This window comes from Thalassotalea sp. PLHSN55 (assembly GCF_052030545.1).
GTDB lineage: Bacteria > Pseudomonadota > Gammaproteobacteria > Enterobacterales > Alteromonadaceae > CANMXU01.
In genome coordinates this window covers 530298-557036 of sequence record NZ_JBPDIH010000003.1, presented here as the reverse complement: position 1 = coordinate 557036, position 26739 = coordinate 530298, and the positions used below count along the sequence as shown (strand labels likewise).

The 26739-nt window shown below is 42.3% G+C and carries 30 protein-coding genes; 26 read left to right on the top strand and 4 right to left on the bottom strand.

The genetic code is table 11. The features are described from left to right. Nucleotides 1-103 precede the first annotated feature (103 nt). From flgB to ACRRSQ_RS08080, 25 genes are all read left to right on the top strand, one after another. A complete protein-coding gene (gene flgB / locus ACRRSQ_RS08200; protein ID WP_440875230.1) occupies nt 104-475 on the top strand; it encodes a flagellar basal body rod protein FlgB in 372 nt (123 codons plus the stop codon). Between the two features lie 3 nt (nt 476-478). Further along, entirely contained in the window at nt 479-901 is a 423-nt protein-coding gene (flgC, locus tag ACRRSQ_RS08195) for a flagellar basal body rod protein FlgC (RefSeq protein WP_440875229.1), read from the top strand. A 2-nt stretch (nt 902-903) separates the two neighbouring features. Beyond that, the gene (locus ACRRSQ_RS08190) at nt 904-1575 is read left to right on the top strand and encodes a flagellar hook assembly protein FlgD (protein ID WP_440875228.1); all 672 of its coding nucleotides are present in this window, start codon (nt 904-906) and stop codon (nt 1573-1575) included. Between the two features lie 9 nt (nt 1576-1584). Further along, nucleotides 1585-2781: a flagellar hook protein FlgE gene (gene flgE / locus ACRRSQ_RS08185; RefSeq protein ID WP_440875227.1), complete on the top strand. Its 1197-nt coding sequence runs from the start codon at nt 1585-1587 to the stop codon at nt 2779-2781. A gap of 63 nt (nt 2782-2844) precedes the next feature. Continuing rightward, nucleotides 2845-3573, top strand: a complete 729-nt coding sequence (gene flgF / locus ACRRSQ_RS08180) for a flagellar basal-body rod protein FlgF (protein WP_440875226.1) — start codon at nt 2845-2847, stop codon at nt 3571-3573. 71 nt (nt 3574-3644) lie between these two features. Further along, complete coding sequence (gene flgG, locus ACRRSQ_RS08175; RefSeq protein WP_440875225.1) at nt 3645-4430, top strand: flagellar basal-body rod protein FlgG; 786 nt, start codon at nt 3645-3647, stop codon at nt 4428-4430. Between the two features lie 23 nt (nt 4431-4453). Continuing rightward, nucleotides 4454-5140 (top strand): flagellar basal body L-ring protein FlgH, encoded by a 687-nt coding sequence (flgH, locus tag ACRRSQ_RS08170; protein ID WP_440875224.1) that lies wholly within the window; start codon nt 4454-4456, stop codon nt 5138-5140. Between the two features lie 20 nt (nt 5141-5160). Beyond that, entirely contained in the window at nt 5161-6291 is a 1131-nt protein-coding gene (locus tag ACRRSQ_RS08165; protein ID WP_440875223.1) for a flagellar basal body P-ring protein FlgI, read from the top strand. A 120-nt stretch (nt 6292-6411) separates the two neighbouring features. Further along, nucleotides 6412-6954, top strand: coding sequence for a rod-binding protein (locus tag ACRRSQ_RS08160; RefSeq protein ID WP_440875222.1), 543 nt, complete (start codon nt 6412-6414; stop codon nt 6952-6954). Nucleotides 6955-7047: 93 nt separating this feature from the next. Further along, nucleotides 7048-8379, top strand: a complete 1332-nt coding sequence (gene flgK, locus ACRRSQ_RS08155; RefSeq protein ID WP_440875221.1) for a flagellar hook-associated protein FlgK — start codon at nt 7048-7050, stop codon at nt 8377-8379. Nucleotides 8380-8402: 23 nt separating this feature from the next. Next, nucleotides 8403-9287 carry a flagellar hook-associated protein FlgL gene (gene flgL / locus ACRRSQ_RS08150; RefSeq protein ID WP_440875220.1) on the top strand — a complete coding sequence of 295 codons (885 nt, stop codon included), beginning with the start codon at nt 8403-8405 and terminating at the stop codon, nt 9285-9287. A gap of 9 nt (nt 9288-9296) precedes the next feature. After that, the gene (locus ACRRSQ_RS08145) at nt 9297-10301 is read left to right on the top strand and encodes a hypothetical protein (RefSeq protein ID WP_440875219.1); all 1005 of its coding nucleotides are present in this window, start codon (nt 9297-9299) and stop codon (nt 10299-10301) included. Between the two features lie 314 nt (nt 10302-10615). Beyond that, the gene (gene lafA / locus ACRRSQ_RS08140; protein WP_440875218.1) at nt 10616-11455 is read left to right on the top strand and encodes a lateral flagellin LafA; all 840 of its coding nucleotides are present in this window, start codon (nt 10616-10618) and stop codon (nt 11453-11455) included. A gap of 147 nt (nt 11456-11602) precedes the next feature. Beyond that, nucleotides 11603-12904: a flagellar filament capping protein FliD gene (gene fliD, locus ACRRSQ_RS08135; protein WP_440875217.1), complete on the top strand. Its 1302-nt coding sequence runs from the start codon at nt 11603-11605 to the stop codon at nt 12902-12904. 99 nt (nt 12905-13003) lie between these two features. After that, a complete protein-coding gene (fliS, locus tag ACRRSQ_RS08130) occupies nt 13004-13396 on the top strand; it encodes a flagellar export chaperone FliS (RefSeq protein ID WP_440875216.1) in 393 nt (130 codons plus the stop codon). Between the two features lie 384 nt (nt 13397-13780). After that, nucleotides 13781-14107: a hypothetical protein gene (locus ACRRSQ_RS08125; protein WP_440875215.1), complete on the top strand. Its 327-nt coding sequence runs from the start codon at nt 13781-13783 to the stop codon at nt 14105-14107. Continuing rightward, nucleotides 14107-15243, top strand: a complete 1137-nt coding sequence (locus ACRRSQ_RS08120) for a flagellar hook-length control protein FliK (RefSeq protein WP_440875214.1) — start codon at nt 14107-14109, stop codon at nt 15241-15243. The genes ACRRSQ_RS08125 and ACRRSQ_RS08120 overlap by 1 nt, the downstream gene beginning before the upstream one ends. 17 nt (nt 15244-15260) lie before the next feature. After that, nucleotides 15261-15764, top strand: coding sequence for a flagellar basal body-associated FliL family protein (locus tag ACRRSQ_RS08115; RefSeq protein ID WP_440875213.1), 504 nt, complete (start codon nt 15261-15263; stop codon nt 15762-15764). Nucleotides 15765-15773: 9 nt separating this feature from the next. After that, the gene (gene fliA, locus ACRRSQ_RS08110; protein ID WP_440875212.1) at nt 15774-16523 is read left to right on the top strand and encodes an RNA polymerase sigma factor FliA; all 750 of its coding nucleotides are present in this window, start codon (nt 15774-15776) and stop codon (nt 16521-16523) included. A 10-nt stretch (nt 16524-16533) separates the two neighbouring features. After that, the gene (gene motA / locus ACRRSQ_RS08105) at nt 16534-17391 is read left to right on the top strand and encodes a flagellar motor stator protein MotA (RefSeq protein WP_440875211.1); all 858 of its coding nucleotides are present in this window, start codon (nt 16534-16536) and stop codon (nt 17389-17391) included. Then, on the top strand, nt 17391-18392 hold the full coding sequence (locus ACRRSQ_RS08100) for a flagellar motor protein MotB (protein ID WP_440875210.1): 1002 nt from the start codon (nt 17391-17393) through the stop codon (nt 18390-18392). The genes motA and ACRRSQ_RS08100 overlap by 1 nt, the downstream gene beginning before the upstream one ends. 1 nt (nt 18393) lies before the next feature. Further along, the gene (locus ACRRSQ_RS08095; RefSeq protein WP_440875209.1) at nt 18394-18807 is read left to right on the top strand and encodes a hypothetical protein; all 414 of its coding nucleotides are present in this window, start codon (nt 18394-18396) and stop codon (nt 18805-18807) included. A 189-nt stretch (nt 18808-18996) separates the two neighbouring features. After that, nucleotides 18997-20457: an aminoacyl-histidine dipeptidase gene (locus ACRRSQ_RS08090; protein ID WP_440875208.1), complete on the top strand. Its 1461-nt coding sequence runs from the start codon at nt 18997-18999 to the stop codon at nt 20455-20457. Nucleotides 20458-20654: 197 nt separating this feature from the next. Then, a complete protein-coding gene (locus ACRRSQ_RS08085) occupies nt 20655-21314 on the top strand; it encodes a response regulator (RefSeq protein WP_440875317.1) in 660 nt (219 codons plus the stop codon). A gap of 318 nt (nt 21315-21632) precedes the next feature. Further along, nucleotides 21633-22124 (top strand): hypothetical protein, encoded by a 492-nt coding sequence (locus ACRRSQ_RS08080; protein ID WP_440875207.1) that lies wholly within the window; start codon nt 21633-21635, stop codon nt 22122-22124. Nucleotides 22125-22215: 91 nt separating this feature from the next. Here the strand turns inward: ACRRSQ_RS08080 and ACRRSQ_RS08075 are convergent, their stop codons facing one another. Further along, on the bottom strand, nt 22216-22506 hold the full coding sequence (locus ACRRSQ_RS08075) for a putative quinol monooxygenase (protein WP_440875206.1): 291 nt from the start codon (nt 22504-22506) through the stop codon (nt 22216-22218). Nucleotides 22507-22589: 83 nt separating this feature from the next. Beyond that, nucleotides 22590-23615, bottom strand: coding sequence for a zinc-binding alcohol dehydrogenase family protein (locus ACRRSQ_RS08070; protein WP_440875205.1), 1026 nt, complete (start codon nt 23613-23615; stop codon nt 22590-22592). Nucleotides 23616-23743: 128 nt separating this feature from the next. Here ACRRSQ_RS08070 and ACRRSQ_RS08065 point away from each other — a divergent pair, with 128 nt between their 5' ends. Next, complete coding sequence (locus ACRRSQ_RS08065; protein WP_440875204.1) at nt 23744-24679, top strand: LysR family transcriptional regulator; 936 nt, start codon at nt 23744-23746, stop codon at nt 24677-24679. Between the two features lie 154 nt (nt 24680-24833). Here ACRRSQ_RS08065 and ACRRSQ_RS08060 read toward each other — a convergent pair whose 3' ends face one another. Together ACRRSQ_RS08060 and ACRRSQ_RS08055 are read right to left on the bottom strand one after the other, a co-directional pair. Further along, nucleotides 24834-25943 (bottom strand): NADH:flavin oxidoreductase, encoded by a 1110-nt coding sequence (locus ACRRSQ_RS08060; protein WP_440875203.1) that lies wholly within the window; start codon nt 25941-25943, stop codon nt 24834-24836. Nucleotides 25944-26055: 112 nt separating this feature from the next. Continuing rightward, nucleotides 26056-26637, bottom strand: a complete 582-nt coding sequence (locus ACRRSQ_RS08055; RefSeq protein WP_440875202.1) for a TetR/AcrR family transcriptional regulator — start codon at nt 26635-26637, stop codon at nt 26056-26058. Nucleotides 26638-26739: the final 102 nt, after the last annotated feature.

The following is a 26739-nucleotide window of genomic DNA, read 5'->3' as shown; positions in this document are numbered from 1 at the left end:
TGTTTTTTGTAAGTCATTGAATAATATAGATTGTTACTAGTGGCACAGCTTTTGTTTAACTGTACATGGATTCTTAACACAACACCATAGGACAAGTGAGCAAATGGCGATAAATTTTGACAAAGCGCTTGGTATTCATCCTTATGCATTACAGGCACGTGTTCAGCGCAGTGAAATATTAGCCAGTAATTTGGCAAATGTTGATACACCGGGTTATTTAGCACGTGATTATGACTTTCAAGCGGCAATGACCGAAGTAGAAAGCCATTTTTCACAAGCGAACAATTACCACTTTTCACAAAACGCGATGGAAAGCTTATACCGCGTGCCTTATCAACCGGCTAAAGATGGCAATACTGCTGAACTTGGTGTTGAACAAGCGCACTTTAACAACAACGCCATGGACTTTCAAAGCAGCTTAACGTTTCTGAATATGAAGATCAGTGGCTTACAAAAAGTAATTGATGGAAGGTAATGAATGTCTTTTAGTAATATTTATGAAATTGCCGGCAGCGCCATGCGCAGCCAAACATTACGCTTGAACACGGTTGCTTCTAACCTTGCCAATGCCGACTCTGCAGCGAGTACGGAGAAAGACGCCTATAAAGCGTTAAAACCCGTATTTTCAACAATTTATCAAACCAACCAAGAAACCATGCAAGTCACGGGTGCTAATGTCAACATGCTGGGCGTTACCCAGTCTCAACAAGCGGTTGAACGTCGCTACGAGCCGCAAAACCCATTGGCGAATCAAGACGGGTTTGTTTTTTATTCCAATGTAAATGCTGTTGATGAAATGGCTGACATGATGTCGGCATCGCGCAGTTTTGAAAGCTCGGTTGAAGTGATGCGCCGCGTCAATAGCATGCAGCAAAGCTTATTACGTTTAGGACAAGGTTAATTATGTCGATTGCAATCACAAATCAAACTACACAAGCAAACACTGCATTAGCAAACGCTGGACAAGTTAGCGCCAATAGCTCGGCGTTTGGGTTAAAAAATGAATTTTTAACCATGATGGTCGCGCAAATTCAAAACCAAGATCCGTTAGAACCACTCGACGGAACTGAATATGTGGGTCAATTAGCGCAATTTTCTATGGTGGAAGGCCAAGAATATATTCGTGCGGGTCAAGCGGAAAATGCTGAACTTTTGTATACCCAGCAAGTCCTGCAAAGTACCTCGTTGATCGGTAAAAGTGTGCTTGTTCCTGCTGACAGTTTAGCCATTAGCGAAGGAGAAATCGCCGCGGGTGTTATTCCTATGGGCGCAAGTGCAGACTCGGTTGAACTAGCCGTTAAAGATTTACAAGGCAATGTGGTGAGTACGCAAAATTGGAGCAATGTTAACAGTGACGACATTCGCTTTGAATTAGATGAATTACCGCAAGGTAGCTATACCTTTGAAGTTAACGTCGTGCGTGATGAAAATGTTTTCACTACCACGCCATTGTTATCACGCGATGTCGAACGTGTCATGTTGCCAGCCAGTGGCGGCGATATCCAACTTAAATTAGCCGGTATGGGAAGTGTTTCCTTGTTCTCGGTAAGCGAATTTAGCCAAAATAACAGCTAAGGAAAAAAGATGTCTTATAGTATTGGTTTATCAGGTTTACGCGCCACAAATGAACAGTTAGGCGTAATTTCACAAAATATTGCCAACGTAAATACCGCAGGTTTTAAATCAGGACGTGCTGAATTTGCGGCCATTTACAGTGGCGGTGCACCAGGTGGTGTTGAAGTAGGTTCAGTATCAAGTAATTTTGAGCGCAACGGTGATGTTGTTAATACTGGTCGTTCGATGGATCTGGCTATTTCTGGTCGTGGTTTTTTTGTTTTAGAAGATAATGGCGAAACCGCTTATACCCGCGCCGGTACGTTTAATCGCGACGCACAAAATTATATTGTCACTAACAGTGGTGCAAATTTACAAGGTTACCCGGTTGATGCCAATGGCGTTTTACTTGGTGGTGTGGTGCAAAACTTACAAGTGGCAACGGGTAATTTACCGGCTAATGCATCGACTATGGTCAATTTTGCCGCCAATTTAAAAGCCGATGCGTCAGTGCCAACCAATACCCCGTTTGACCCGGCTAATATTCAAGCCGATATGTATAACTATTCTCAGTCAGGCACTGTGTTTGATTCACTTGGCAGTGAACACGTGCTAACGCAATATTTTGTTAAAACTTCAACACCAAACGAGTGGCAGGCGCATTATTTTATCGATGGTGCTTCGGTAGGTCCTACGCCGCAAACAATCACCTTTGATACCAACGGTAATTTAACTGCGCCAACGGCTGCAATTAACTTGGCGTATACACCAACGGGTGCAACACCTATGTCGGTTGACTTAAATATTGCCGATATGAGCCAAAACGCGGCGGCATTTAGTTTAAGTAAAAATGAAACAGACGGTTACGGTGCAGGTGAGTTAAAAACGATCCGCATCGATGACGATGGCTCACTTTATGGCGTATATACCAATGGCTTAGATAAGTTACAAGGCAAGGTAGTGCTGGCTGATTTTAATAACCCCGACGGTTTACGCAAAGGCAACAATACCACGTGGAGCCAAAGTTATGCCTCTGGTACACCAATGATTGGTGCGCCTGATAGCGGCACCTTAGGTGTGCTAAGTGCTGGTGCTTATGAAGGCTCTAATGTCGACTTAACAGGCGAACTGGTTAATTTGATGACAGCACAACGAAATTATCAAGCTAATGCCAAAACAATTAGCGCCGCCGAGCAAATGACCAAGGTGTTATTTAGCTCGTTCTAAGCGCTATTTATGCTCACCGCACGTTCGGTGAGCATGTTTTTTTATTCGATCACGAGAACTTCAATGCAATTATTATATACCGCGCTCTCTGGTGCCAAACAAAATCAAAACGCGATGCAAATTCGCGCCAATAATTTAGCCAACGTCAGTACCACTGGCTTTAAAGCCGATTTAGAGCGCACGGTAGCGTTTCAGTTAGAAGGTTATGGTTTTGAAACGCGTCAAATGAGTCAATCGCAAAAAGCCGGTACTAATTTTGAACAAGGTCAATTGCAAGCGACCGGTCGCAGTTTAGATGTTGCGATTAATGGCGCTGGCTTTTTAACGGTAGCAGCGCCAGACGGACAGCCAGCATATACTCGCTCGGGTAATTTAATGGTTGGCGCCGAAGGTGAAGTTACCATTAATGGCAATCCAGTGCTAACCACTGCTGGCCCTTTAGTATTGCCTGAATATCAACACGTTGAATTTGGTCAAGACGGCACTGTCAATATCATCCCACAAGGGGGAGGCGGACAAGTCGAAGTGGCGCAATTGCAATTAGTCTCGCCAGAAATTGCCAATTTAAGCAAAGGTCAGGACGGACTGTTTCGTTTAGCGGATAACGCTATTGCCGCGCAAGACGAGCAAGTTCAGCTGGTATCAGGATTTTTAGAAAGCTCTAACGTCAATGCTGTGCATGAATTGGTTTCGTCGATGGCGGTTAATCGCCAATTTGAATTGCAAATAAAAATGATGAAAACCGCCGATAACCTAGCTCAAGTCGGCAATAAATTGGTCAGTGGTTCATAACGAATTAGCCCCAACACCGTTAACAGATAAATAACGCGCATTATAAAAAGCATTAATAAAGGAAAATCACCATGAGTTCAGCATTGTGGGTAAGTAAAACAGGTTTAGCAGCACAAGATGTAAAAATGACGGCAATTGCTAACAACTTAGCAAACGTTAATACCACCGGGTTTAAACGTGACCGCGTCGCCTTTTCTGACTTGTTTTATGATATTCAACGTCAACCAGGCGCTCAAGCCGATCAGCAAAACGAAGTACCCAGCGGTATTCAATTAGGTAATGGTGTACGTGTTTTAGGTACGCAAAAAGTCTTTACTACAGGTAATTTTGCTAATACCGGACAAGAGTTAGATATTGCAATTGTTGGTAAAGGTTTTTTTCAAGTTGAGCAGCCAACCGGTGAAATTGCCTATACCCGAAATGGTCAGTTTTCACTAAATTCCAATGCCGAAATTGTTAATGGCGACGGTTTACCGTTAGTGCCAAATATGCAGTTACCTGAAAATACCTTAAGTTTAACTGTCGGCTCAGACGGGGTGGTCAGCGTGACTTTAGCTGGCGATGCAAACCCAGTCGAAATTGGTCAAATCTCTTTGGTCAATTTTGCCAACCCAGCGGGGCTTGAAGCAAAAGGCGGTAACTTGTATTTAGCGACAGGTTCATCTGGTGAGCCGTTAGAAGGTGTCGCCGGTGAAGACTCGTTAGGCGTTTTAAAACAAGGTACGTTAGAAGGTTCTAATGTCAGTGTGGTTGAAGAAATGGTTGATATGATCTCAACTCAGCGCGCCTATGAAATGAACGCGAAAGTGGTTTCAGCGTCAGATCAAATGCTGAAGTTTATCAGCCAATCGTTATAACTTGCGATTATTGGAGAACAACCATGTTGGCTAAATACCTCGTCACTTTGCAAGCGTTATTATTACTCAGTGCTTGTTCATCAACCTATCAACCGTTTGAGGCTGAACCTGGCGAAGATGAATGGGCGCCAACGGTGACAAATCAACCGGTTATGTTACCGCAAACAACCGCGGCACAAGATGGTAGTTTATTGCAAAAGGCGGAACTGTTGACCTTGTTTCAAGACCGCCGCGCATACGATGTTGGTGATATTTTAACGGTGATCTTAGAAGAAGAAACACAGTCAAATAAACGTGCCAATACTGGGGTAAAAAAACAAAGTGATTTTGCCGCCAATTACAATGGTAATTTCACCAACAGCACGCTAAATGGCAGCTTAGGCATAGGCGGCGATCGTAATTTTTCTGGCAGTGCAAATTCTAGCCAACAAAATACCTTAACCGGTGCAATTACCGTCACTGTTGCTGAAGTTTTGCCAACAGGTGCACTAAGGGTAAAAGGTGAAAAGTGGATCAAGCTTAATCAAGGCGATGAATATGTGCGTTTAACTGGCTTAATTCGTGTTGAAGATGTTGACCAAGCTAACCGTATTAGTTCACGCCGAATCGCCGATGCCCGCATAGCGTATGCCGGTCGAGGTGTCTTGGCACAGTCGAACGAACAAGGCTGGTTGTCAAACTTTTTTAATAGCTCGTGGTTTCCATTTTAATAATGCAAGAGAGAACTTTAATGACTTGGATTAAAAAACACGCATTAAGCATTACCATTGTCACCTTAGTATTAATGCAAGTGATCAGCGATGCCGCCTTTGCTAGTGGTCAGCGTATGTTGCTTGATATTGCCGACGTGCAGGGCTTACGTAAAAATCAGCTAGTCGGTTATGGTTTAGTGGTTGGCTTAGATGGCTCAGGCGATAAACGCCAAGTGCTATTTACCAATCAATCGATGGTGAATATGTTGCAGCAATTTGGTGTGCAGCTTGGTGAACGTGCCAATCCAAATTTAAAAAACGTCGCTGCGGTCACAGTAACAGCCGATATTTTGCCGCAAGCGGGTAAAGGCCAGTTAATTAACGTGACGGTTTCGTCTATTGGCGACGCCAAAAGTTTGCGCGGCGGCACACTATTGTTGACGCCGTTAAAAGGCATGGATGGTCAGGTGTATGCAACGGCACAAGGCAATGTGGTTGTTGGCGGCATGAAAGCGACGGGCGCAACGGGTTCATCAGTAACGGTTAATACACCAACGGCGGGTAACATTCCTAACGGCGGTATCGTTGAACGGGAAATCAGTTCAGACTTTCTTGAGCAAGACAACATTATTCTTAACCTTAAAAAACCTAATTTTAAAACCGCGCGCAATATCGAAGTGGCGATTAATCGTTTATTTGGCTCAGACGTTGCCTTTGCTAAAGGTCAACACCGAGTAGAGGTTGCCGCCCCTTTAGACGTGCGCCAACGCGTAACGTTTATGTCGATGCTCGAAGAAATTAGCATTGAAATGGGACGAGAGCGACCACGCATTGTCTTTAATAGTCGTACTGGCACTGTGGTGATGGGCGCAAATATTAAAGTGCATAAAGCGGCGGTAAGCCATGGCAATTTAACCATTACCATTAATGAAAATTTCCAAGTGAGCCAACCCGGCGCCTTTGCTAATGGCGAGACGGTGGTGACACCAGAAAGTGATATTTATGTTGAACAAGCGACTAACCCGATGTTTGTTTGGCCACCGGGCACGACATTGGATGTGATCGTAAAAGCCGTCAACAGTTTGGGCGCAAGTCCTGATGATTTAATGGCAATTTTACAAGCGTTGGATGAAGCGGGTTCGTTAGAAGCTGAATTGGTGGTGATTTAATCACTTAACTGACGCTTTGCTCGCGCTGCTGAGCGTTTTTCCTGAATTTTTGGCTAGAAAAAATGGGCAGAAAATACAGCAATACACCCTTTAAGATAGTAAATAAATTGGCTAGTAATAATGACAAATTCACTGACTAACAAGATAAATTCGATGGTTGAACAAGGGCTAGTGACCGACCCTAAAAATGTTGACGCCATCAAGCAAAACACCAACAAAATGGAAGGCTTACAACAGGCATCACAGCAATTTGAGACTTTGTTTTTGCAAATGGTGTTGAAAAGCATGCGCTCAGCGAGTGATGCCATGGCCGATGAAGACTCGTTAGTCTCGAGTAATCAAACTCGCATGTACCGTGATATGCACGATAGTCAGCTGACCATGGCAATGGCTAACAAAGGTAATTTAGGCATTGCCGATGCTATGGTTAAGCAGCTTTCGCCATTAGTGAGTCCAGCTGAACTTTCATCTTCAGCTGTTAGTTCATCAGCGCCAGCTCAGCCAATTTCGAGTAATGAGACAACTGCCGTTGATGAAAAGCCGATAAATACTAACGAGCCATTAAAGTCTGCCACGGATTTGGTCGCTGATAAAAACATGAGCCAGTCTGCATTTAGTCAGTCGTTATTGTCGGTATCGTCATTAAAGATAAATCGCAACTAATACCGCAACTAATACCGTAATAATCTAGGTTCATTAACAATATTTTTTATCTGTGCATCTTCACAGCCACCACGTTTTTTGGAGTAGAAATAAATGAGTATGTTAAGTAATGGCTTATCTGGGCTAAATGCTTCACAAATTGCCTTAAACGTGGTCAGTAATAACGTTGCCAATAGCAATGTTGCCGGTTTTACTCGCCTTGAAGCCTCGTTTAGTTCACGCATCGACAATGGCAGTGGTTGGTTAAATGCTGGCAACGGCGCGCAAGTCGATTCGGTTAGGCGTATTACCGATGACTATTTAAATAACAGCTTATGGCGTAGTACTTCTTCTTATGGCTATAACAGCGCTTACAGTGAATATTTGATGACCACAGAGCAGTTGGTCGCCAATGAAAACTTAAGTATTTCCGCAGGCCTTGACGGCTTATTTAGTGCCTTTAATTCGGCAGCCGTAGAGCCAAGTTCGATTGCACCGCGTCAGCTGGTTATTTCGTCTTCTCAAGCACTTGCTGATCGCTTCAATGCACTGTCGGCTAATTTAGATATTCAACGTACCCAAATTGGCGAACAAGTTGATGGCATGATAGCTAACGCCAATACCTTGTTTGCCGAAGTTTCAAATCTTAACGGCAAAATTGTTGAAGGCATCGCCAATGGCGGCAATGTCTCAGCGCTACAAGATCAACGTGACGAAACCGTTAAACAGTTATCACAGCTAATGGAAGTAGATGTGACTCGTCAGCAAGACGGTTCAATGACCATTTCAATGAGTGGCGGTCAGCCATTAGTGCTTGGCACCAGTCATGCCACTTTGTCGAGTTCAGGTGGTAGTTATCAAGTGAATATTGCCGGTCAGTCGTTTGATTTTAATGGCAACATTGGCGGTAAAATGGGTGGTATTTTATCTTACAGCGCTAATGTTTTAGATGTTACCGAAGCTAGTTTAAATACCATAGCACAGCAGTTTGCTGACGATATTAATAACCAATTGGCCGCCGGGCAAGACATTAACAATCCGCCGGGTGCTGGTCAGCCATTGTTTAGTTACGACCCATTAGATCCTGCCGGTTCAATTCGTGTTGCCGCAGGTTTTGAACCAGAAGATCTCGCCTTTGGTGCGATGGGGGCAGGCCCGGGTGATAACAGTAATCTTAATGCCGTGATCGCACTGAAAAATGTGCATTATGATGATTACAACGCGATGACCGGAAAATTGGCGATTGAAAGTAGCCAAGCGATCGCAGAAATGAACGCAAGTAAAAGCATTAGCGATAACGCACTGGCGCAGCGTGATTCAGTCAGCGCAGTAAACTTAGACGAAGAAGCGATGTCGTTGATGAAATACCAGCAATCGTATCAAGCCAATGCCAAAGTCGTTACCGCCGCGGATCAGTTGTTTGATACCTTGTTATCAATGTTTTAAGCCGCGCAAACCAAGGATTTATGATGAGAGTAAGTACTAGCCAATTACAGCAGTTAATGATGAACAGTTTGCAGCGCGGTGCGGTTGATTTTTCGACCATCAGTCAGCAAATGGCGACTGGCAAGCGCATTTTAAAACCGTCAGACGATGCCATGGGCACTGTGCAACTAATGGCGCTGAAAAAAGAGCAGGCCAATTTATCGCAATATAACGCCAATATTGGTAATGCGCGTAGCCATTTAGGCAGTGCTGAAACCTATATGACCAGCTTTTCAGATACCTTATTGCAATTGCGTGATCTCACCTTAAAAGCGGGTAATGCAAGTTATGGTTTGGCAGAGCGCCAAGCACTCGCAAGCGAAATTAGTGCGCTAAAAGAAGCATTAGTTGATACCGCCAATGCCAAAGGCAGCGATGGTAAATATTTGTTTTCAGGTTCACACGTTGATACGCCACCGGTATCAGCCGCCAATAGTTTTCAAGGTGACAATCTTAACCGAGAAGTGAATATTTCTGCTGGCGTGCAAGTCGCAACCAATGTTGATATTGAAAATGTACTCTTTGGCAGTAATAACTTACTCGATGATTTAGACACTTTTGTTAATGTACTCAATACTAACTCTGGTGATGTTGGCACAGAGGTGACTGCTATGCTCGACAGTGTTGATGTTAGTTTAGACGCTAACTTAGAGCTGATAACTGAAATTGGCGCACGTATCAATGTGCTCGACAATGTTTTGGCGACAAACGACGATATTAGCTTGTATAGTAAAACCTTACAGTTAAAATTAGAGTCGCTTGATTATGCACAAGCGTCGATGGAATTAAGCCAAGCGGAATTAGCATTGCAAACCACGCAACTGGTGTATACCAAAGTTAATCAAATCAATTTATTTGGCCACATGTAAGCTGTTTTTATGATCAAAGTTAGCAATCCCAATCTTGATAGTGTCAGTAAAAGCAATAACTCGAACAAGGTTATCGCCACTGATGTTAATCAACTCAGTGCTGCTGGTGGTAATGAGAAAAAAGTCGCCAATTATTCAAGTGCTCAGGTAAATGCTGCGCGGTTTGAGCGTTGGGCGAATTGGGGTGTGGTTCAGCAAAAAAATGCCCAAGCGCAAAGTGCTGAACGCAGTTTAACCAATGTTTATCGAGAGCTAGTAAGTATAGAGCGTTCACTTAACCTGCACGTTAAACAACCACAAAAAACTGTCGATAGTCTAAAACAATTGCAACATAAGGTTAGCGACGATTTAAGCAGTAATTTACAGCCGAAAGTATTATCGAAACATGCTCAGCAAAGTCAGTTTGTTTTAAACAGTGTTGATTTATTTTCGGTTAAGCCTGCTGAAACCATCAACATGGTCTTGCCAACGGCAGGTAAGTCAGTGAGTTTTCATTTACCTGAAGGCGCCGGCAATAATGAAGTGGTTGGTTTAGTGGCTAAAGCACTGGCACCACTTAATATTGGTGTTGCTAAGCATGGCGATAAGCAACTGAGTTTTAGTATCAATCAAGGGCAAAGCCGACAGCTTGCAGAACCGGTACTATTTTCCGGTGAAGGTATTCGCATTCCCGCGGGCAACCCAGTTCCAGTGCAGCTTCAAGAGCAAAAACCGCAACTAGAACAATTAGCTAAAAGCATTGAACAAGATCCTGTTACTGAGATCAAAGCAAAAATCACCGCCATGCAAAATGACGTAAAACGTAGCATTGCCGCATTACGTTATATTATGAGCCAAATTCAGCAAGAAACTGCACAAGTTGCTTACAGCGGAAATATTGAAGAAGTGCAAACAGAATTGAGCCAATTGTTACGCCAAGGTGATTTTGGCAGCCGTTTAACTGGCTTATTGGCACAAGCGAATATTTCACGCGATACCGCAGTATCACTGCTGCAAAATAATAACGCACGCTAAGCGTGTTTTAACCGTAAGCGGATATCATTTTTCCTTTCCAGCTTCTCTTCCTCGCTATTCATCTTTTAATCCTATTCAACACATTGCAGATGTAATTTGTGCGCCATTTGGCAACTAGGGTTTGATGCGAAGTGAATTGTCATTACTGCGTAGTTTTCGCAAAAAAATCAAAATTTATTAAAAAGATATTTAAGTTATTTTCAAACCTGGTCGCTTATTTAAAGGGCAACACAAATCAATGATACATATTCAACTATTTGAATCTATTGCTGATTTGATAATTAAAAGTACTTAGGTACAGTAGGAGAATAACAATGTCTTTATCAATTCATACTAACTATTCATCACTAGTTACACAAAACCAACTAGGTAAAACTAACAGCATGCTTTCAAGTGCTATGGAACGCCTAGGTACTGGTCTACGCATTAACTCAGCAGCAGATGATGCAGCGGGTTTACAAATTGCAGTACGTTTACAATCGCAATCAAACGGTTTAAAAACAGCACAACGTAATGCTCAAGACGGTATTTCAATGTTACAAACGGCTGAAGGTGCGTTTGATGAAATTACTAACATTGGCCACCGTATGAAAGACCTTGCAACGCAAGCGGCTAACGACACGAACGGTGTTGATGAGCGTGCTGCAATGCAGTCAGAGTTTGACGAATTAGCTAAAGAATTAACTAGCATTATGAGCAATACTGAGTACGGTTCAGGCAACAAGCTATTAACGGGTGGTAAATTTGCTAGTGCGGTAACTTTGCAAATTGGTGCTTCAGCAGCAGAGAAGCTTACTGTTGATGTTTCGACAAATATTACAGCGGTTGAAGGTGCAATTACTGCTATTACAGCGGGTACGTTAGATACTTCAGCAAATGCCACTGCAGCAATGGGGTTAGCAGACGCATTGACTGGTGAGGTTGGTACTATTCGTGGTCAATTTGGTGCTAACATCAACCGTTTAGATCACACTATCAACAACCTTGGCAATATGGACCAAAACGTTGAATTGTCTAAAGGTCGCATTATGGATGCAGATTTTGCTTCTGAGTCGTCAAACATGACGAAGAACCAAATGTTAATGCAATCAGGTATGTCGGTACTTAGCAACGCAAACCAAATTAGCGGCATGGTAACTAGCTTACTTCGTTAATCTTAACTTGGTATAGCTTCAGTGTTGATGGGTATCCCCTTACCTATCAGCACTTTTTTCATTAGCGCTTATTCTTACGTGATAAACGTTAATGAAAGAAGTGTTGTTAATGCAACGTGATTATTTAGTAACTTCAAAGGTGATGCAATGATAGATCCGGCTACGTTTGCTGCTCAATTAGTTTCTGCAGAGCGCTCAGGGTTAGACTACCAATTAAATCTACAAAGCAGGTTAGCACAAGCTAAAATCGACGCGTATCAAGCGATTGATGGTAAAGCTCAAGCGTTGTCTGATGTACTTGATGGCCTGTTAGATAGCAGCAGTTTAAATGCTACTGAGCCAAGTTTTTCGCAAGAAGGCTTTGTGCAAGTGACGAGTAGTGCAGGCGCTGCCGAAGGTGATTACACCATTGAAGTAGACCAACTTGCTCAAGCCCATCGTGTTGGTTTGAGTTTTAATGATGCAAATTGGCAAGCGCCAACCAGTGGTATTTTAGATGTTGGCGTTAATGGCACTACTATGTCGCTCGATTTAAGCACGCTACCTGCGGGTGCTTCGTTAAATGATCTGCGAGATGCCATTAATGGCGCGGCCGATAACCCAGGCGTGAATGCGATTATTTTACAAACCGGCAGTGATGTTAAATTGGTACTGACCAGTGAAGAAACCGGCGCAGCGAACACCGTTTCGATGAATTTAATGGCCGGTGCTGGCGCGGCATATGATGAATTAACAGCCGCGATTGGCGCTCAAACTGAACTCACCACAGCACAAGATGCCGAGTTTACCTTCAGTGGTGTTGATATTACGTCGAGCAGCAATGCTATTGATAATATTATTGGCGGCTTAAGTATTGAACTTAGCCAAGTTAACAGTGGCAATCCGACGACATTAAGTATTGCCCGTGACGATGAAAGCATTAGCGACAGTTTGTCGAGTTTAGTCGATGGCTACAACGCTCTTCATCAACAGATTAAGTCGTCTTCGTTTGGTGAAAATGGTGAGCGAGCGATCCTTTCAGGCGATGGCACTGCGCGCAGTTTAAGTAGTGCGATGCGCAGCGTTTTTAATCAATTACCCGCGGGCACGTATTTAGGTGATTTAGGTTTATCTTTTGACCGTGACGGCAAGCTCTCGCTTGATAAAACCGAACTGGCAGATTCACTTAATGCCAACAGCAATATTTTGAATGAAGTGCTGCTTGGCGATAATGGCATTGTTGCCTCACTTGCCAATGTGATTGAACCATTTTCTGAGTCAAAAGGTTTTCTTGCTAATCGCATCGACAGCTTAAATGGTCAGGTTGATCGGGTAAATGACAAAGTTGAGCAACTTGATAAGCGCATGGAAAATACTTACCAACGTTATTTAGCGCAATTTACGCAAATGAACCAATTACAAGCACAAATGGAACAAACGGCAAGCTTGTTTATGTTCCCAACAAGCTAAGCGATTATCTACACTAATTTACATTTTTCGTTACCTATTCGCGGCATGATAAAACGATAGCAAGCGCAAACTTAACACCGAATAATGGGAGAAAGACAGATGCAGGAATTTGATGTTGGCCTAGCAGCCTATCAACAAACAACAACGCACGCACAAGCAGCAACGGCAGATCCACATAAATTAGTGGTTATGCTAATCGATGGTTTTTTAGATGAAATGGCGCGTGTTGAAGGCCATATGAAAGCTGAGCGTTATATGCATAAAGGCAAGTCTATTAGCAAGTGCATTGAAATACTGTCGGGCTTAGACTCTGCGCTTGATTTACAACAAGGTGGTCAGGTTGCTGATAACCTTCATAATCTTTACGACTATTGTGCACAAACTTTATTTCAAGCCAGTGTCGATAACGACCCGAGCCAATTACCTGCAATAACCAACGTGATGGAAAACTTGCGTGAAGGTTGGTTAATGATTGGCAGCAAAGCCAGTTAATTCTTTAATAGTTCACCGAGCTTAATTTAGCTTAGCTTGGCTTAACTGGGCATAATTGCTCGGTGTTTTTCCTCACTTCTCTCGCTATTTTTAGCAGTTCTTCTTCGATCTTGTATGCTCGTTTTTTGCCAGTCATACGGCAGCACATGGATGTGCACTTTTTTATTTTTTCGTTCTTGATGTCCTGATCACACGCCAATATTAACGGTTATTTTTGTCACAAATTTAACGCGAATAATGCATCCTGTTTTCTTTTCCGCTTAAGGGGAAGTGCGATTTCCTTTATATCTGCAGAGTGTTGTTATCTTATTGTTTTTAATCGCTTTTATAGTTGGCGCGCGCATTGCAATTAGCTAGTCGACACACACAACAAAAAGAAAAAATGTGATGAGAACGCCCGTTAATTATTTATCTGCTTATCGAAAAAAAATAGCGCAACTCAATATTGCCATACAAATGGCCGATGAAAATTTTCATTTAGGCACGGTGACCGAGCTCAATAATCGGCTAACCGAGCTGCTGATAAAAATTAATGCTGATGAGGCCTTGTTGGCTGAGTTAGCACCAGAGCTAAGAACCTTGTACATCTCCCATCAAACATTAATGAAACAGTGTCAGGCGGTGAATGAGGATCTTAAAGAAAAAATGACCAATACCCAGCAAAACAAGGAAGGCTTACTTGCCTACCAAAGCGCAGGAGCACAAAGCTAATGTTAATTACCGCGTTGCCAAAACAAGCAAACGATAATGCCACGAACACTAAAGAGGCGGTCGCTACGCAACCAGATACTGAGACCGCTGAACAATTCGCCTCATCAAGTGATTATCAGCAAGTGCTTGCAGAAGTTAAGCAACAAGCAGATACGCCAATGGCTAGCGTTTTAGCAGCGCCAGTAAACGGGTTAGTGGCTAATGAGCACCTGGCTAATCAAGCCCCAACAGCACAGGAGCCAACCGTGCAAGGCAACACGGCAATAACCGAACAAATGGCGATTGTGGCGAATAGTGCCAACAATTCAACTGCAGTTGCTAGCGAGCAAAATTTATCGATGAAAGGCAATGTTAAACAAGCCCAGCAAGTTGGCGCCATTGGCGTTGAACGCGCAAATGTTAGCTTAGCTACTGTAAACTTATCGGTAAATTTGGCGGCGCTAAGTACAAGTTCTGCGCACAGCTATAATGCGGTACAAGCGCAAGTTAGCTCACAAAAAAGTGCCATTGGCGCAAATGTTCAGTCATCGCTAAATTTGCCTGAACAAGTATTACTAAAAAACGGTTTTGCTAACCCAGGTTTAAAAGCAGCGGATATCGCTCAGCTAAGTACGCACAGCAGAACCTTTATTGAACCGGTTACCAGTCGCAGCGAACATGCATTAACAGACTTTAGCTTTAGCGAGCGGGTGCAAACACATACTGGACGTTATGAATGGTCAGCGGTGAAATTAGAAGCACAGCAACAAAACTGGTCAAAGCAATTAGTGACGGTGCTGCAAGATCGCATTCAAATGCAAGCGAGCCAGCAAATTAAACAAGTCAATATTCGTTTAGATCCCCCTGATTTAGGTCGTTTAGAAGTGAATATTAGAACGGAGGGTGATCGCATGCTGGTCAACCTATCCGCCAATAATAGCGCAGTAAGAGATGCCTTGTTAGACAGTAGCTCGCGCTTAGGTGCCGGCCTTGAACAACAGTTTAGCGGCGGTGTCGATGTTAATGTTTCTGACGATTCTTTGCCTGAACAATTAAAGGAAAGCGAAGAAGAGGTCGCTTTATCTAATTATCAAGAAAGTCATCACCAATCAGCCGAATCGTCAACGTCGACCGGCTGGCTAAATACCTTTGCTTAAAAAGGAGTTATCCAAATTTGAAAACTGCGACCAACCACTATCCTCAGAGCCACAATTTCCGTTACATCAATGGTTCAAGCAAAGTTGTGTTTCTTACGTTTATTGCGACATTAGCGCTTATCGCTTCTGCGGCGATATATGGAAAAAAACATATTCAGGCGTTTTTATTAACTGATACTCCGCAGGCAACAGAGGTTAACCAAGCACCTAAGTACTTATCACTAGAAAAGTTTGTCATTAGCGTCGAAAGCGACACCGTGATTTATTACATGATGATTGAAATGTCATTAGTCACCTCAAGCGATAAAAACTTAACTGACCTTAATTATTATCTGCCCGCGATTCGAAACGCGGTAGTGAAAAATTTAAGCCAGCGCGACTTTGACAGCATGCGCGTCTATTTAAAAGATTTAACGTCACTGCAAACGCAATTGCACGCTGACGTAAAAGCGAGCTTAGCGCAATACGATGTTGCCGAGGCAATAGACAATGTTTTGATTACTAAACTTGTGATCCAATAGGAGTTATAAGTGGCGCAACCTTTAGCAATATCTCAACCTTTTTCTCAAGATGCTGAAACGACTGCTAAGTTTCAGCATTCAGGCAATAACGCAGCGAATAATGAACAACAATATTTGCTGCAATATTTATATTTAGTTAAGCGAGTTGTTACGCATTTACGTAGCCAACTTAGCAGCATACATGCCTATGAAGATTTAATTCAAATTGGTTCGCTTGGTTTATTAGAAGCGATTCGTCGCTACGGTGCTGCGCCTGATGATGCCTTTGAAGGCTACGCGTTTCAGCGTATCAGAGGCGCTATTTTAGATGAGCTGAGACGACTCGATTGGCGACCACGTCAAGCAAGACAACAAGGCAATAAACTGAACCAACATCGCCGCGCGCTAACCAAAAAATTGGGTCGTGATGTTTCAAATTCCGAACTGGCTGCTGCGATGGAAATTTCAATAGAGCAACTTTTAGAAATGCAGTTAGACAGTGTTGCCGAAGAAATGTATAGCATGGACGAAATGCTCGAAAACGGCAGCAGTTTTGATGGTGAAAGCGGTAACGGTGAGTACGCAGATCTAAAACAAAGTGTCATGCAGGCACTAAGCCAGCTGCCCGAGCGCGAACAATTACTGCTCACCCTTTACTACCAACACGAATTGAATATGAAAGAAATAGCATTGACCTTAGATGTTACCGAGTCGAGAGTTTGTCAATTACATAAGTTAGCGGTGAAGCAATTAAAAGATCAGTTAGCTGATTTATTGTAAGGAAAGAATTATGCAGAAATTTTTAGGCTTAGGTATTGTATTCTTGTGCGTTTTTGGTGGCTTTGTTATGGCCAATGGTCGATTATTATCGCTGTGGCAACCGGCCGAATTAGTGATTATTCTTGGCGCGGGCCTTGGTTCTATGGTGATAGCTAATTCTCGCCAAGTACTGGTTGCCATTAAAAGCCAAGTGGTTGCCTTGTTTGGCGCTCAGCCCGACCATAGTCAAACTGCGCAAGAGCTATTGTGTGTGATGCATGCCTTATTAGAAAGTGTTCGCCAAAAGGGCTTAAAATCACTTGATGAGCATATTGAATTTTGGCAGGAAAGCTCGCTGTTTCTGCAATACCCAAAAATCCACTCTGACCCAATTCTAATGCAATTTATTACCGACAATTTCAGAATGTTGTCGATGGGAAAAATGACCGCGCACGAGCTTGAGTCGTTACTAGAACAAGAAATTGCCGCCATTGAAGAAGACATGTTAAAACCGTCGAGCGCGCTGCACACCACAGGTGAAGCTATGCCTGGCTTTGGTATTTTGGCTGCGGTGATGGGCATTATTATTACCATGTCGAAACTCGATGGTCCGTTATTGTCGATAGGCTTGCATGTTGGTGCAGCATTGGTCGGCACCTTTATTGGTATTTTCATGTGTTACTGTATTTTTGAGCCGTTAAGTCACGCCTTAGCCACACGGGTCGATAAAAAAATTGGTTTGCTTGAATGTATTAAGTCGATTTTAGTGTCGCACAATACCGGAAAAACCCCTTTACTGGCAGTTGATGCCGGACGAAAACTTATTGATAAAGACGCAAAACCTAGCTTTATCCAAATGGAAGAGTGGCTAAATAAGAAGGCGGCTTAATGAGCGGAAATATTATTGTAAAGCGCCATAAACAGCGACGCAGTCGTCCAAAGTCTAGTGGTGCTTGGAAAGTGGCGTTTGCCGACTTTACCTTAGCCATGATGGCGTTTTTCATGGTGTTATGGATATTAGCCGTTTCGAACGTTGAAGAGCGTAAACAATTTTCTGAAAACTTGCGCACTTATTCAGTATTCGACGGTGAAAATAATCCCTTTGATTTAAGTAATAGTCCGCACCCCGTTGATTTTGGCCAAGACTTTTCGGTGCTCGACAGTAAAAACCGATTAGACCCAGAAGCGATTAGAAAATCTCATAAAACCGCGCGTTCGTTAAATCAACGTACTGCCGATGAAGAAGGTGAGAATGGTTATAGTGATAAGCCGCAATTAACCTCGCGTTTGAAAGGGCGCTTAAATACCGTTGAAGAGCTTGCTTTATTAGCTGCTGAAATGGAGGCAGTTGCTGATGCCGTTGGCGCAGACAAAAATATTGCCGTCGAAATTGTGCCGCAGGGTTTGCGCATTATCATTAAAGATAACGACAATACCAGTATGTTCAAACGAGGTAGCCCACAAATGACGTACTTTTTTCAAGACGTTTTACGCTCGCTTGCGCCGGTATTTACGCGCATTGATAATCGCTTAATGATTTCAGGTCATACTGATGCTGCGCAATTTCACAATGCCGCATTTACCAATTGGGAGCTTTCTAGCCAACGTGCGTTGCAAGCAAGGCAAATGTTAGAAATTGGTGGCATGCCTAAGAATCGTGTTGCCCAAGTGGTTGCTATGTCTGATACGGCATTACTTGATCCGCTTAAACCTAAATCGAGCAGTAATCGACGCATTGAATTGTTGCTATTAACCGAAAAAGCAGAAGCTGAGTTAACCGAGTTATTTGGCCAACAGCCTAATAATGAAATGGAAAAAGCGGTGACGAAAGCAAAAGCTAATAATCCGATGATGCGCTCTGCAGTGATGTTAGAGCAAATGACAGATTAAGATGTTAGAGAAAAAACCAACACCTGATCAAGACAAAGGCATGGAGCGTAAGTTTCATCGCTGGCAATTTCAGTCAAATGACATTCCGTTGTTTTTGCAAAGCCGCGGTGTGCCGATAAAAATTTATCGCTCGTGGCTGTTTTATCATCACGGCTTAGGCAATGGCGTGATCAAAGATATTAGCCTTGCCGGCGCGGGCTTTTTAAGCAGCCGACGATTACCAGATAAACTGGTGATTGAACTACCCAATGGCAAGCGCATTAAATGCACAAAGCAACACCATTTTGCCGTTAATGAGCAGCTGATTTTTTATGGTGTAAGTTGGGGAGAAGAAGTGTATCAGCAAGTTTTGCCTTACTTAAAAAGCTACAGCCGAAAAGCCTATCGCGGGCGTGAGAAAAAAATTGGCAAATAGTGTTAAATAAAATATCAGCATATATGGTTCGTGCTTATAATTTCAAAAAGTCCGCTTGCCAGTAAACCTAAATTTACATACATCTGTCGTAAAAAAGCGCTAGGGTTATAGCAATAAAGCGCATAACCCCTTCTAATACCCTCATTAATGCAACACCACGTTCGCTGTTTGTTCGTTTGAGGAAAAATTATGAGCCAATTATCACAACTTCAACCTAATCTTTTGTGGCAGTTATTCGAAAAGATTTGCAGTATTCCACACCCTTCAAAACACGAGCAGAAAATATCTGCTTGGATCCAATCGTGGGCAACAGAGCAAGGCTTGTCGGTGAAAGAAGACAAGGTCGGCAATTTATTTATTAAAAAGCCAGCAACTGCGGGCATGGAAAATCGCCCTGGTGTTATCTTGCAAGCGCATATGGACATGGTGCCGCAAAAAAATGCCGAAACCCAGCATGACTTTTTAACTGACCCAATTCAGCCTTACATTGTGACTGAAGCTGATGGTGACTGGGTTACCGCCAAAGATACTACGCTAGGCGCTGATAATGGCATTGGTTTATGTTCAGCATTAGCGGTTTTAGCTAGCGATGACATAGCTCATGGTCCACTTGAAGTTTTAGTGACGATAGATGAAGAAGCGGGCATGACAGGCGCATTTGGCTTAGAAGCCGGTTGGTTAGATGGTGATATTTTAATTAATACCGACTCTGAGCAAGAAGGCGAAGTGTACATGGGTTGTGCCGGCGGTATTGATGGTCAAGCAACTTTTGCGTTAGCGTTTGAAGACGTCGCTAGCGGTGCACAATCATTTAATTTATCAATTTCTGGCTTAAAAGGTGGTCACTCAGGCGTTGATATTCACACTGGTCGTGCTAATGCCAATAAATTATTAGTGCGCTTTTTATTAATGGCTAGCGAGCAATTTGGTATTCGTTTAACTGAATTAAATGGTGGCAGTTTACGTAATGCCATTCCACGTGAAGCGGATGCCAGCTTTGTGATTGCTGCTGAGCAAGTCGACGACTTTAAAGCAGCATTAGCGACGTACTTAAAAACGATTCAAACTAACCTTGGTAGCATTGAAACCGACATCGATATGTTGTTGATTTCACCAGAAACCTTTGACCAGCAATGGACTGAGCAAAGCCAAAATAGCATTTTAAAAGCACTAAATGCTTGCCCTAACGGGGTAATGCGTATGAGCGATGATATTGAAGGCATCGTCGAAAGCTCGCTTAATTTAGGCGTAATGCGCACTAAAGGGAACAAGTTTGTCGCTATGACGTTAATTCGTAGCTTACATGACGATGGTCGCTTAGAAACGCAAACTACGGTGCAGTCAGTTTTTGAACTAGCAGGTGCCAATATTGAATTCTCGGGTGCCTACCCTGGTTGGAAACCTGACACCAGTTCAGCGGTAATGAAAACCGTGCGCGACACCTATCATCAGTTGTTTGATAAAACGCCAGAAATCATGGTAATTCATGCAGGTCTTGAGTGCGGCTTGTTTAAAACAGCCTATCCGCACTGGGATATGGTCTCGTTTGGACCAACAATTAAGTTCCCGCATTCGCCGGATGAAAAGGTCAATATCGCCACTGTTGAGCAATATTGGCAGTTGTTAGTGGCGGTACTGAAAAACATTTAATTACCGATACCTTTGATTTATCACGATAAACTAGCTGTGAGGTTGCGCAAGGCAGTGACTAATACTTGCTCAACCGTAACAGCTATGTAATATTACATAGGTTAAACTGTTACAGAAAAGTTACCGTTAAATGATTAATTTAAGCTAACTTTTCTGCGTTTTAAACTTATTTAATACCGTGATACGTTAAGGGTTACATTATGATTCAGCCAGACAAAATAATAATAGCTGATGACCATCCTTTATTTAGACAAGCCTTATTGGGCACATTAACGTCTAAATTTACCGAAACTACTTGGTTAGAAGCACAAACTATCGCCGAGCTAGAAACGCAATTAAGCGGGCATAGCGACAGTGATTTAGTCTTGCTTGATCTTAATATTCCAGGTGCTCATGGTTTTAATACCCTCATTCATATTCGTAATCATTACCCACAAATACCCGTAGTGATTGTTTCTGCTCATGAAGATACCGATACCATTGCTAAAGCGATGGAATATGGCGCTGCCGGATTTATTCCTAAATCAACCCCAGTTGACCTGATTGTTGAAGGCATTGGCCAAGTATTAATGGGCAATGTTTGGGTGCCTGCGTCTTTTCAAGCATTTGAAGCAGATAATGATAATTCTGATATTGCCGAGCGTGTTGCCAGTTTAACGCAGCAACAATACAAAATTTTGATGATGTTTGCCCAAGGCATGTTGAACAAACAAATTGCCTATGATTTGCATGTATCAGAAGCAACCATTAAAGCGCATGCAACGGCAATTTTTCGCAAACTTAATGTTCGCAATCGTACCCAAGCGGTGATCGCTATTTCACAACTTGATGTTTCAGAGCCTGATCTACAGGAATAAGCTTGGTTTATTTATCGTTTTATCATTTAAATCTGTATTGTCTATAAAGAGTTGTACGCTAGTCTAAACTTATATTAGCGCAATGTCGCAGAGCAATGTGTCGCGCTATTTTCTAAAAAGTTAAACCGCCTTTATTTTCTTTAGTATTCTCTTTGGTAAGTACGCTTTACTCAGTAAGTTTTACTGACCTTAACTGTTTTACTCTCAATTGTGCAACTGAAAAAAATTAACCTATCGACTGATTTTATATCGTTTGCTGGCCGCGATTAAACTATTTAAATTAGCTCCGAATTTGTTGAAAAACCATAGGAGCACATCATGAAACGCATCATTAATACCTTAGCAAAAGTTGCTATCTTTACTCTTTTTTGTAGCCATGCAGCGCATGCTGAAACAACAGAGAAAAAATTCAAAATAGCTAAAATTGATAATTATCAATTAGCGAGTATGTTAGAAAACGATCGCTTAAAAAGCTTAATTGTCTCGTTTGAGCAGCATAATAATTTATGCATTGAAAATTTAGTCAATGGAGAGTTTGCTTTAGCTAAGCCTGACTGTAACTTAGCAATCAAAAACATTGAAAGTATGCCGCTACATGATCAGCATTATAAGTATTTAAAAGCGCTCGCTTATAGTAATCGCGCCATTGTTAACTACTTTATGAATGAAATGACGTTAGCTCAAGCTGACTTTACCAAAGCCAAGCGTTTAAAAAATAATAGCGTGATTCGTCACAACAGAGCGTACTTTTATTCGTTGGCTAATCGTGAAGCTGAGCAGCAGGAAACAATAGCTATGTTGGCGGACTAATATTTATGGTGAAAAAAATAAAAGTTAAACAGAGAAAACACGCCAACGTTAGACTAACGATGGCGTGTATCTCATTAACCAAATAGTTGCTTTAAGCAATTTGAGTCATTTCATTTAATACAAATGATGCCACGGCTCCTTCGGTTGCCTGCATATAATCTTTTAAATGTTGGTTGTTCATATGGGTTTGCCATAACTCACGGGATTGCCAGTTTTCATAAAAAACAAAATGAGCAGGATTCTCGTTATCTTGGTGTAAGTCATAGTTAATACAACCCGCTTCTGAGCGCGTGATATCAATAAGCTTTAATAATTCACTTTTTACTAAGTCAACTTTATCGCTTTCAGCGATAATATTGGCAACAATCGTTAAGGTAGTCATATTCATTCTCTCTTATGTTGATTAAATTTTCATGGTTTCTTGCTTAGCCGTAAGGTGGCTAGCATAGGTGACAAAATGTGCGCTTAAAACCCTTCTAACACGATTTTGCCGATTGAACTTCCAGACTCGAGCGCTTGATGTGCAGCTTTTAAGTTACTGGCATTGATAGTACCTAAGTGTTGACCCACCGTTGTTTTGATATAGCCTTGGTCAATAAGCTTAGCGACTTGATTAAGTAATTTGCCTTGCTCATCCATGTCGTCAGCTTGATGCATTGCACGGGCAAACATAAACTCCCAATGTACCGACAAGCTTTTCGGCTTAATCTTGTTCATGTCAAAATTATCTAACTCATCGATCACTGCGATTTTGCCAAATGGGCGTAATAAATCGACATAGCTGTCTAGATATGAAGAACTACTATTTAAACTGGCAACATGGCTTATTTGACCAATATTAAGCGCGTCAATTTGCGCTTTAAGTGGCTTGCTGTGATCAACAACATAATCAGCGCCTAATTGTTTTACCCAAGCTTTTGAGCTTTCACGTGAGGCTGTGGCAATCACTGTTGCGCCGGTAATGGCTTTAACTAATTGGATCAAAATTGAACCAACGCCACCAGCCGCGCCGGTGACTAAAATAATCTCGTTTGACTTAGCGGGTGATTCAGGCGCTTGCTGCTTTATGGCAAGGTGCTCAAAAAGTAATTCCCACGCGGTGATCGCCGTTAAAGGTAAAGCTGCTGCTTCAGCATTCGATAAGCTTGTGGGTTTTGCGCCTACAATGCGCTCGTCGACTAATTGAAACTGGGCATTGCTACCACTGCGGGTGATATCACCGGCATAAAAGACTTTATCGCCAGGTTTAAATTGACTGGTTTTGTCGCCACAGGCAACTACTTCGCCAACCGCATCATAGCCAATAACTTTATATTCACCGTCGGTTGGCGCGGCGTTTAATCGCACTTTATAGTCAACTGGGTTTACGGCGATAGCGGCTACTTTTACTAATAAATCATGGCCGCTGGCAATAGGTTGGTTAATTTCAATATCAACTAATGAATGTTCATTTTCGATAGGTAAACTTTTTAAATAACCGATAGCTTTCATTTTATTTTCCCTTGTTATTACTGGTTTGAATATGGCGTTATCTTGTTTCGTGGTGTAAATAATAGCCCTTGCTTTGGTTGTGATAAACAGGGTAATGTTTGAATCATTATCAAAAATAAATTGAAAATATGCTGATTGAAGATTTAAATATTATTGTAAAAGTTGCCGAATTTCGCAGTATTACTGCCGCGGCGGCAAGCTTAGATATGCGCACAGCAACCGCTAGCGCAGCGATTAAACGCGTCGAAGCCGCTTTAGGTATGCCACTGTTTATTCGCACTACACGCCAACTTAGACTGTCGAGCGAAGGCGAACGTTATATCCCTAATTTAGAAAAAGCGTTATTGATGCTTGAATTAGCAAAGCAAAATGTTAAAGACGATTTAGATGTGGTTGACGGTGAAATGCGTTTGGGCATTTCGTCTGATTTAGGGCGAAATGTTGTTATTCCTTGGTTAGATGAGTTAATGGCAGCTCACCAAAAATTAACGCTAAAAGTGCATTTAACTGACAGTAATATTGATTTTTATCGAGACCCTGTTGATATAGCTCTTCGTTATGGTTCGCCGGCAGACAGCAACTTTTATGGCTTTAAAATCTGTAACGTGCCAAGAATATTATGCGCATCACCTGAGTATATTGACCGAGTCGGTAAACCTGAGCATCCGCAAGAACTTGCCACCCATAATGGCTTATTTTATCAATTACATGATTTAGTGCACGATGTCTGGCAATTTAGTGCTGGTGAACATAACGTTAAAATAAAAATGACGGGTGACCGCGTATCAAATGATGGTGAGTTAGTGCGGCGTTGGTGTGTTGCTGGCCATGGCGTGGCAACCAAGTCGAGCTTAGATGTTTGTGATGACTTATTGTCAGGTCGTTTGTTATCGCTAATGCCTGAGTTTACACCTACTGCGACCGAACTTTGGTTAATTTGCCCAAGCAGGCAGTTAATTACGCCAGCTGTGCGTTTGTTGCGAGATAGCCTACAAGCAAAGTGTAATCAGCGATTAAGGAAATTAGTCGATGCTGGTCTATTAACAGAGGATGTTTTGAAATAACAAACGTTTGCATCGCAACTTTTTTGGGAGCCACTTGTCATGAGCACGCCATATGATAGCGACTCATGGCAAGCGCTTAGGATAAATACTTAAGATAAGTTTTAAGATAAGCGCTTACGATTAAAAAATGAAAGTTACGATGCAAATTTTATAGCTAAATTAATTCACCTAGCTGTGCTTTGTCGAAAGCATTAAGTTGTTCAAACTGCCCAGCTTGCACTTTTTTGACCCAATCAGGGTTGGAAATAAGTGCTCTACCAACGGCGACTAGGTCAAATTCTTGCTGGTCGATTCGGGCAACTAAGTTATCTAAATTCACCGTTTCGGCATCTTTAAAGTTAGTAGTGCCGTCTTCAGGTAAAAAGTCTTGGTTTAAACCTACACTTCCCACGGTAATGGTTGGCTTGCCAGTCAGTTTTTTCACCCAGCCTGCTAAGTTTAAATCGCTACCTTCAAATTCAGGCTCCCAATAACGTCGTTGTGAACAATGGAAAATATCAACGCCGGCGTTAACCAGTGGCTGTAAAAAGGCGGCTAATTGCTCTGGGGTTTCAACTAATCGTGCGCTGTAGTCTTGTTGTTTCCACTGTGACCAACGGAAAATAATCGGAAATTCTTCGCCAACGGCCGCACGTACCGCGCCAATTAATTCGATGGCAAAAAGTGAACGGTTTTCAATACTGCCGCCATATTCATCGGTACGTTCGTTGGTGCCTTGCCAGAAAAACTGATCAATTAAATAACCATGAGCGCCATGAATTTCAATCGCGTCAAAACCTATGTTTTTCGCATCAATGGCGGCTTGTACAAAGGCTTGAATAACGTCATCAATATCGGCTTTGCTCATGGTGTGACCGGTGACATGTCCTGGCATTGCCATGCCTGATGGGCCGTAACCTGGCGTGTCGCCACCGGGTTCAACTCCAGGTTTACGGATCGCGCCAACATGCCATAATTGTGGTGCAATTTTTCCACCAGCTGCATGTACGGCATCAACCACTTTTTTCCAACCGGCTAAGGGTTTTTCTCCGGCAATAAAAGGTACATTTTCGTATCCTGAGGCAGCTTTATGACCAACACAAGTGCCTTCGGTGATAATTAAACCAACACCACCTTCAGCGCGACGCTGATAGTATTGAACGACAAGATCGTTAGGCACATTGCCCGGTGAAAATGTTCGGGTCATTGGTGCCATCGCAATGCGATTATTTAAGGAAAGTTTACCTAATGAAATCGGCGTAAAAAGGTTGTCTGTTGTTGCCATCTTGCTCACCTAGTTGTTAATAATTTTTTTGTTTTACTAACTTACTAATAGGTAAGTTAGCGGGGTAAAATTTTTTATCGTTTGTTAATTTTGAAACTCTGTCATTAGTTGTTTAGTTGTTGGCTAATAATAACGCTTTGCTTTGTTCAATCGCGCTGTCAATAATATTGCCGCCATGAACGCGTGAATATTGCAATGCGCCTTTACAGGATAAGACAAAAATTAACGCTTGATCCTCAGCACTGCCGACAAAGTTCAACTCATTATTGTCGCGCCCTTGTTGTAAAATAGTGGCGATAAATTTCAGCTCGTGCTCGTCTAAACGTTTTAGCGAGCGTTTCATTGCCTCAGGCAATAAAGTAATATCGGCTTGTAAGCTACTTAGTGGGCATATTTTTGTATTGCCGCATGAAAAGCTCATCATGCCATTAATGTACATATCAAGCTTTTCCATCGCAGATACTGGCGTTGCCAATACCTTGGCAAATTCGTGATTGTGCCAGTCTTGAATGGCATGACACAACGCCACACCTAAATCTGCTTTTTTAGGAAAATGGTGATGAATACTCGCTTTTGTGATCTCGAGCTGTTTTGCTATGTCTTGATAACTAAAATTTTCAAAGCCTTTGGTCTTTAAAAACTCTAGCGCCAAGCGAACAATTTGCTCTTTTCTATTTTTAAGTCGTGTTTGCATGACAAAAATAGTAACTTACTACTAGGTAAGTTAGCAAGTGGTGCAACGACCTTTTAGCCAAATTAGCTGTAAAGCAGCAATGTTTTGCGATTGATTGAGCCA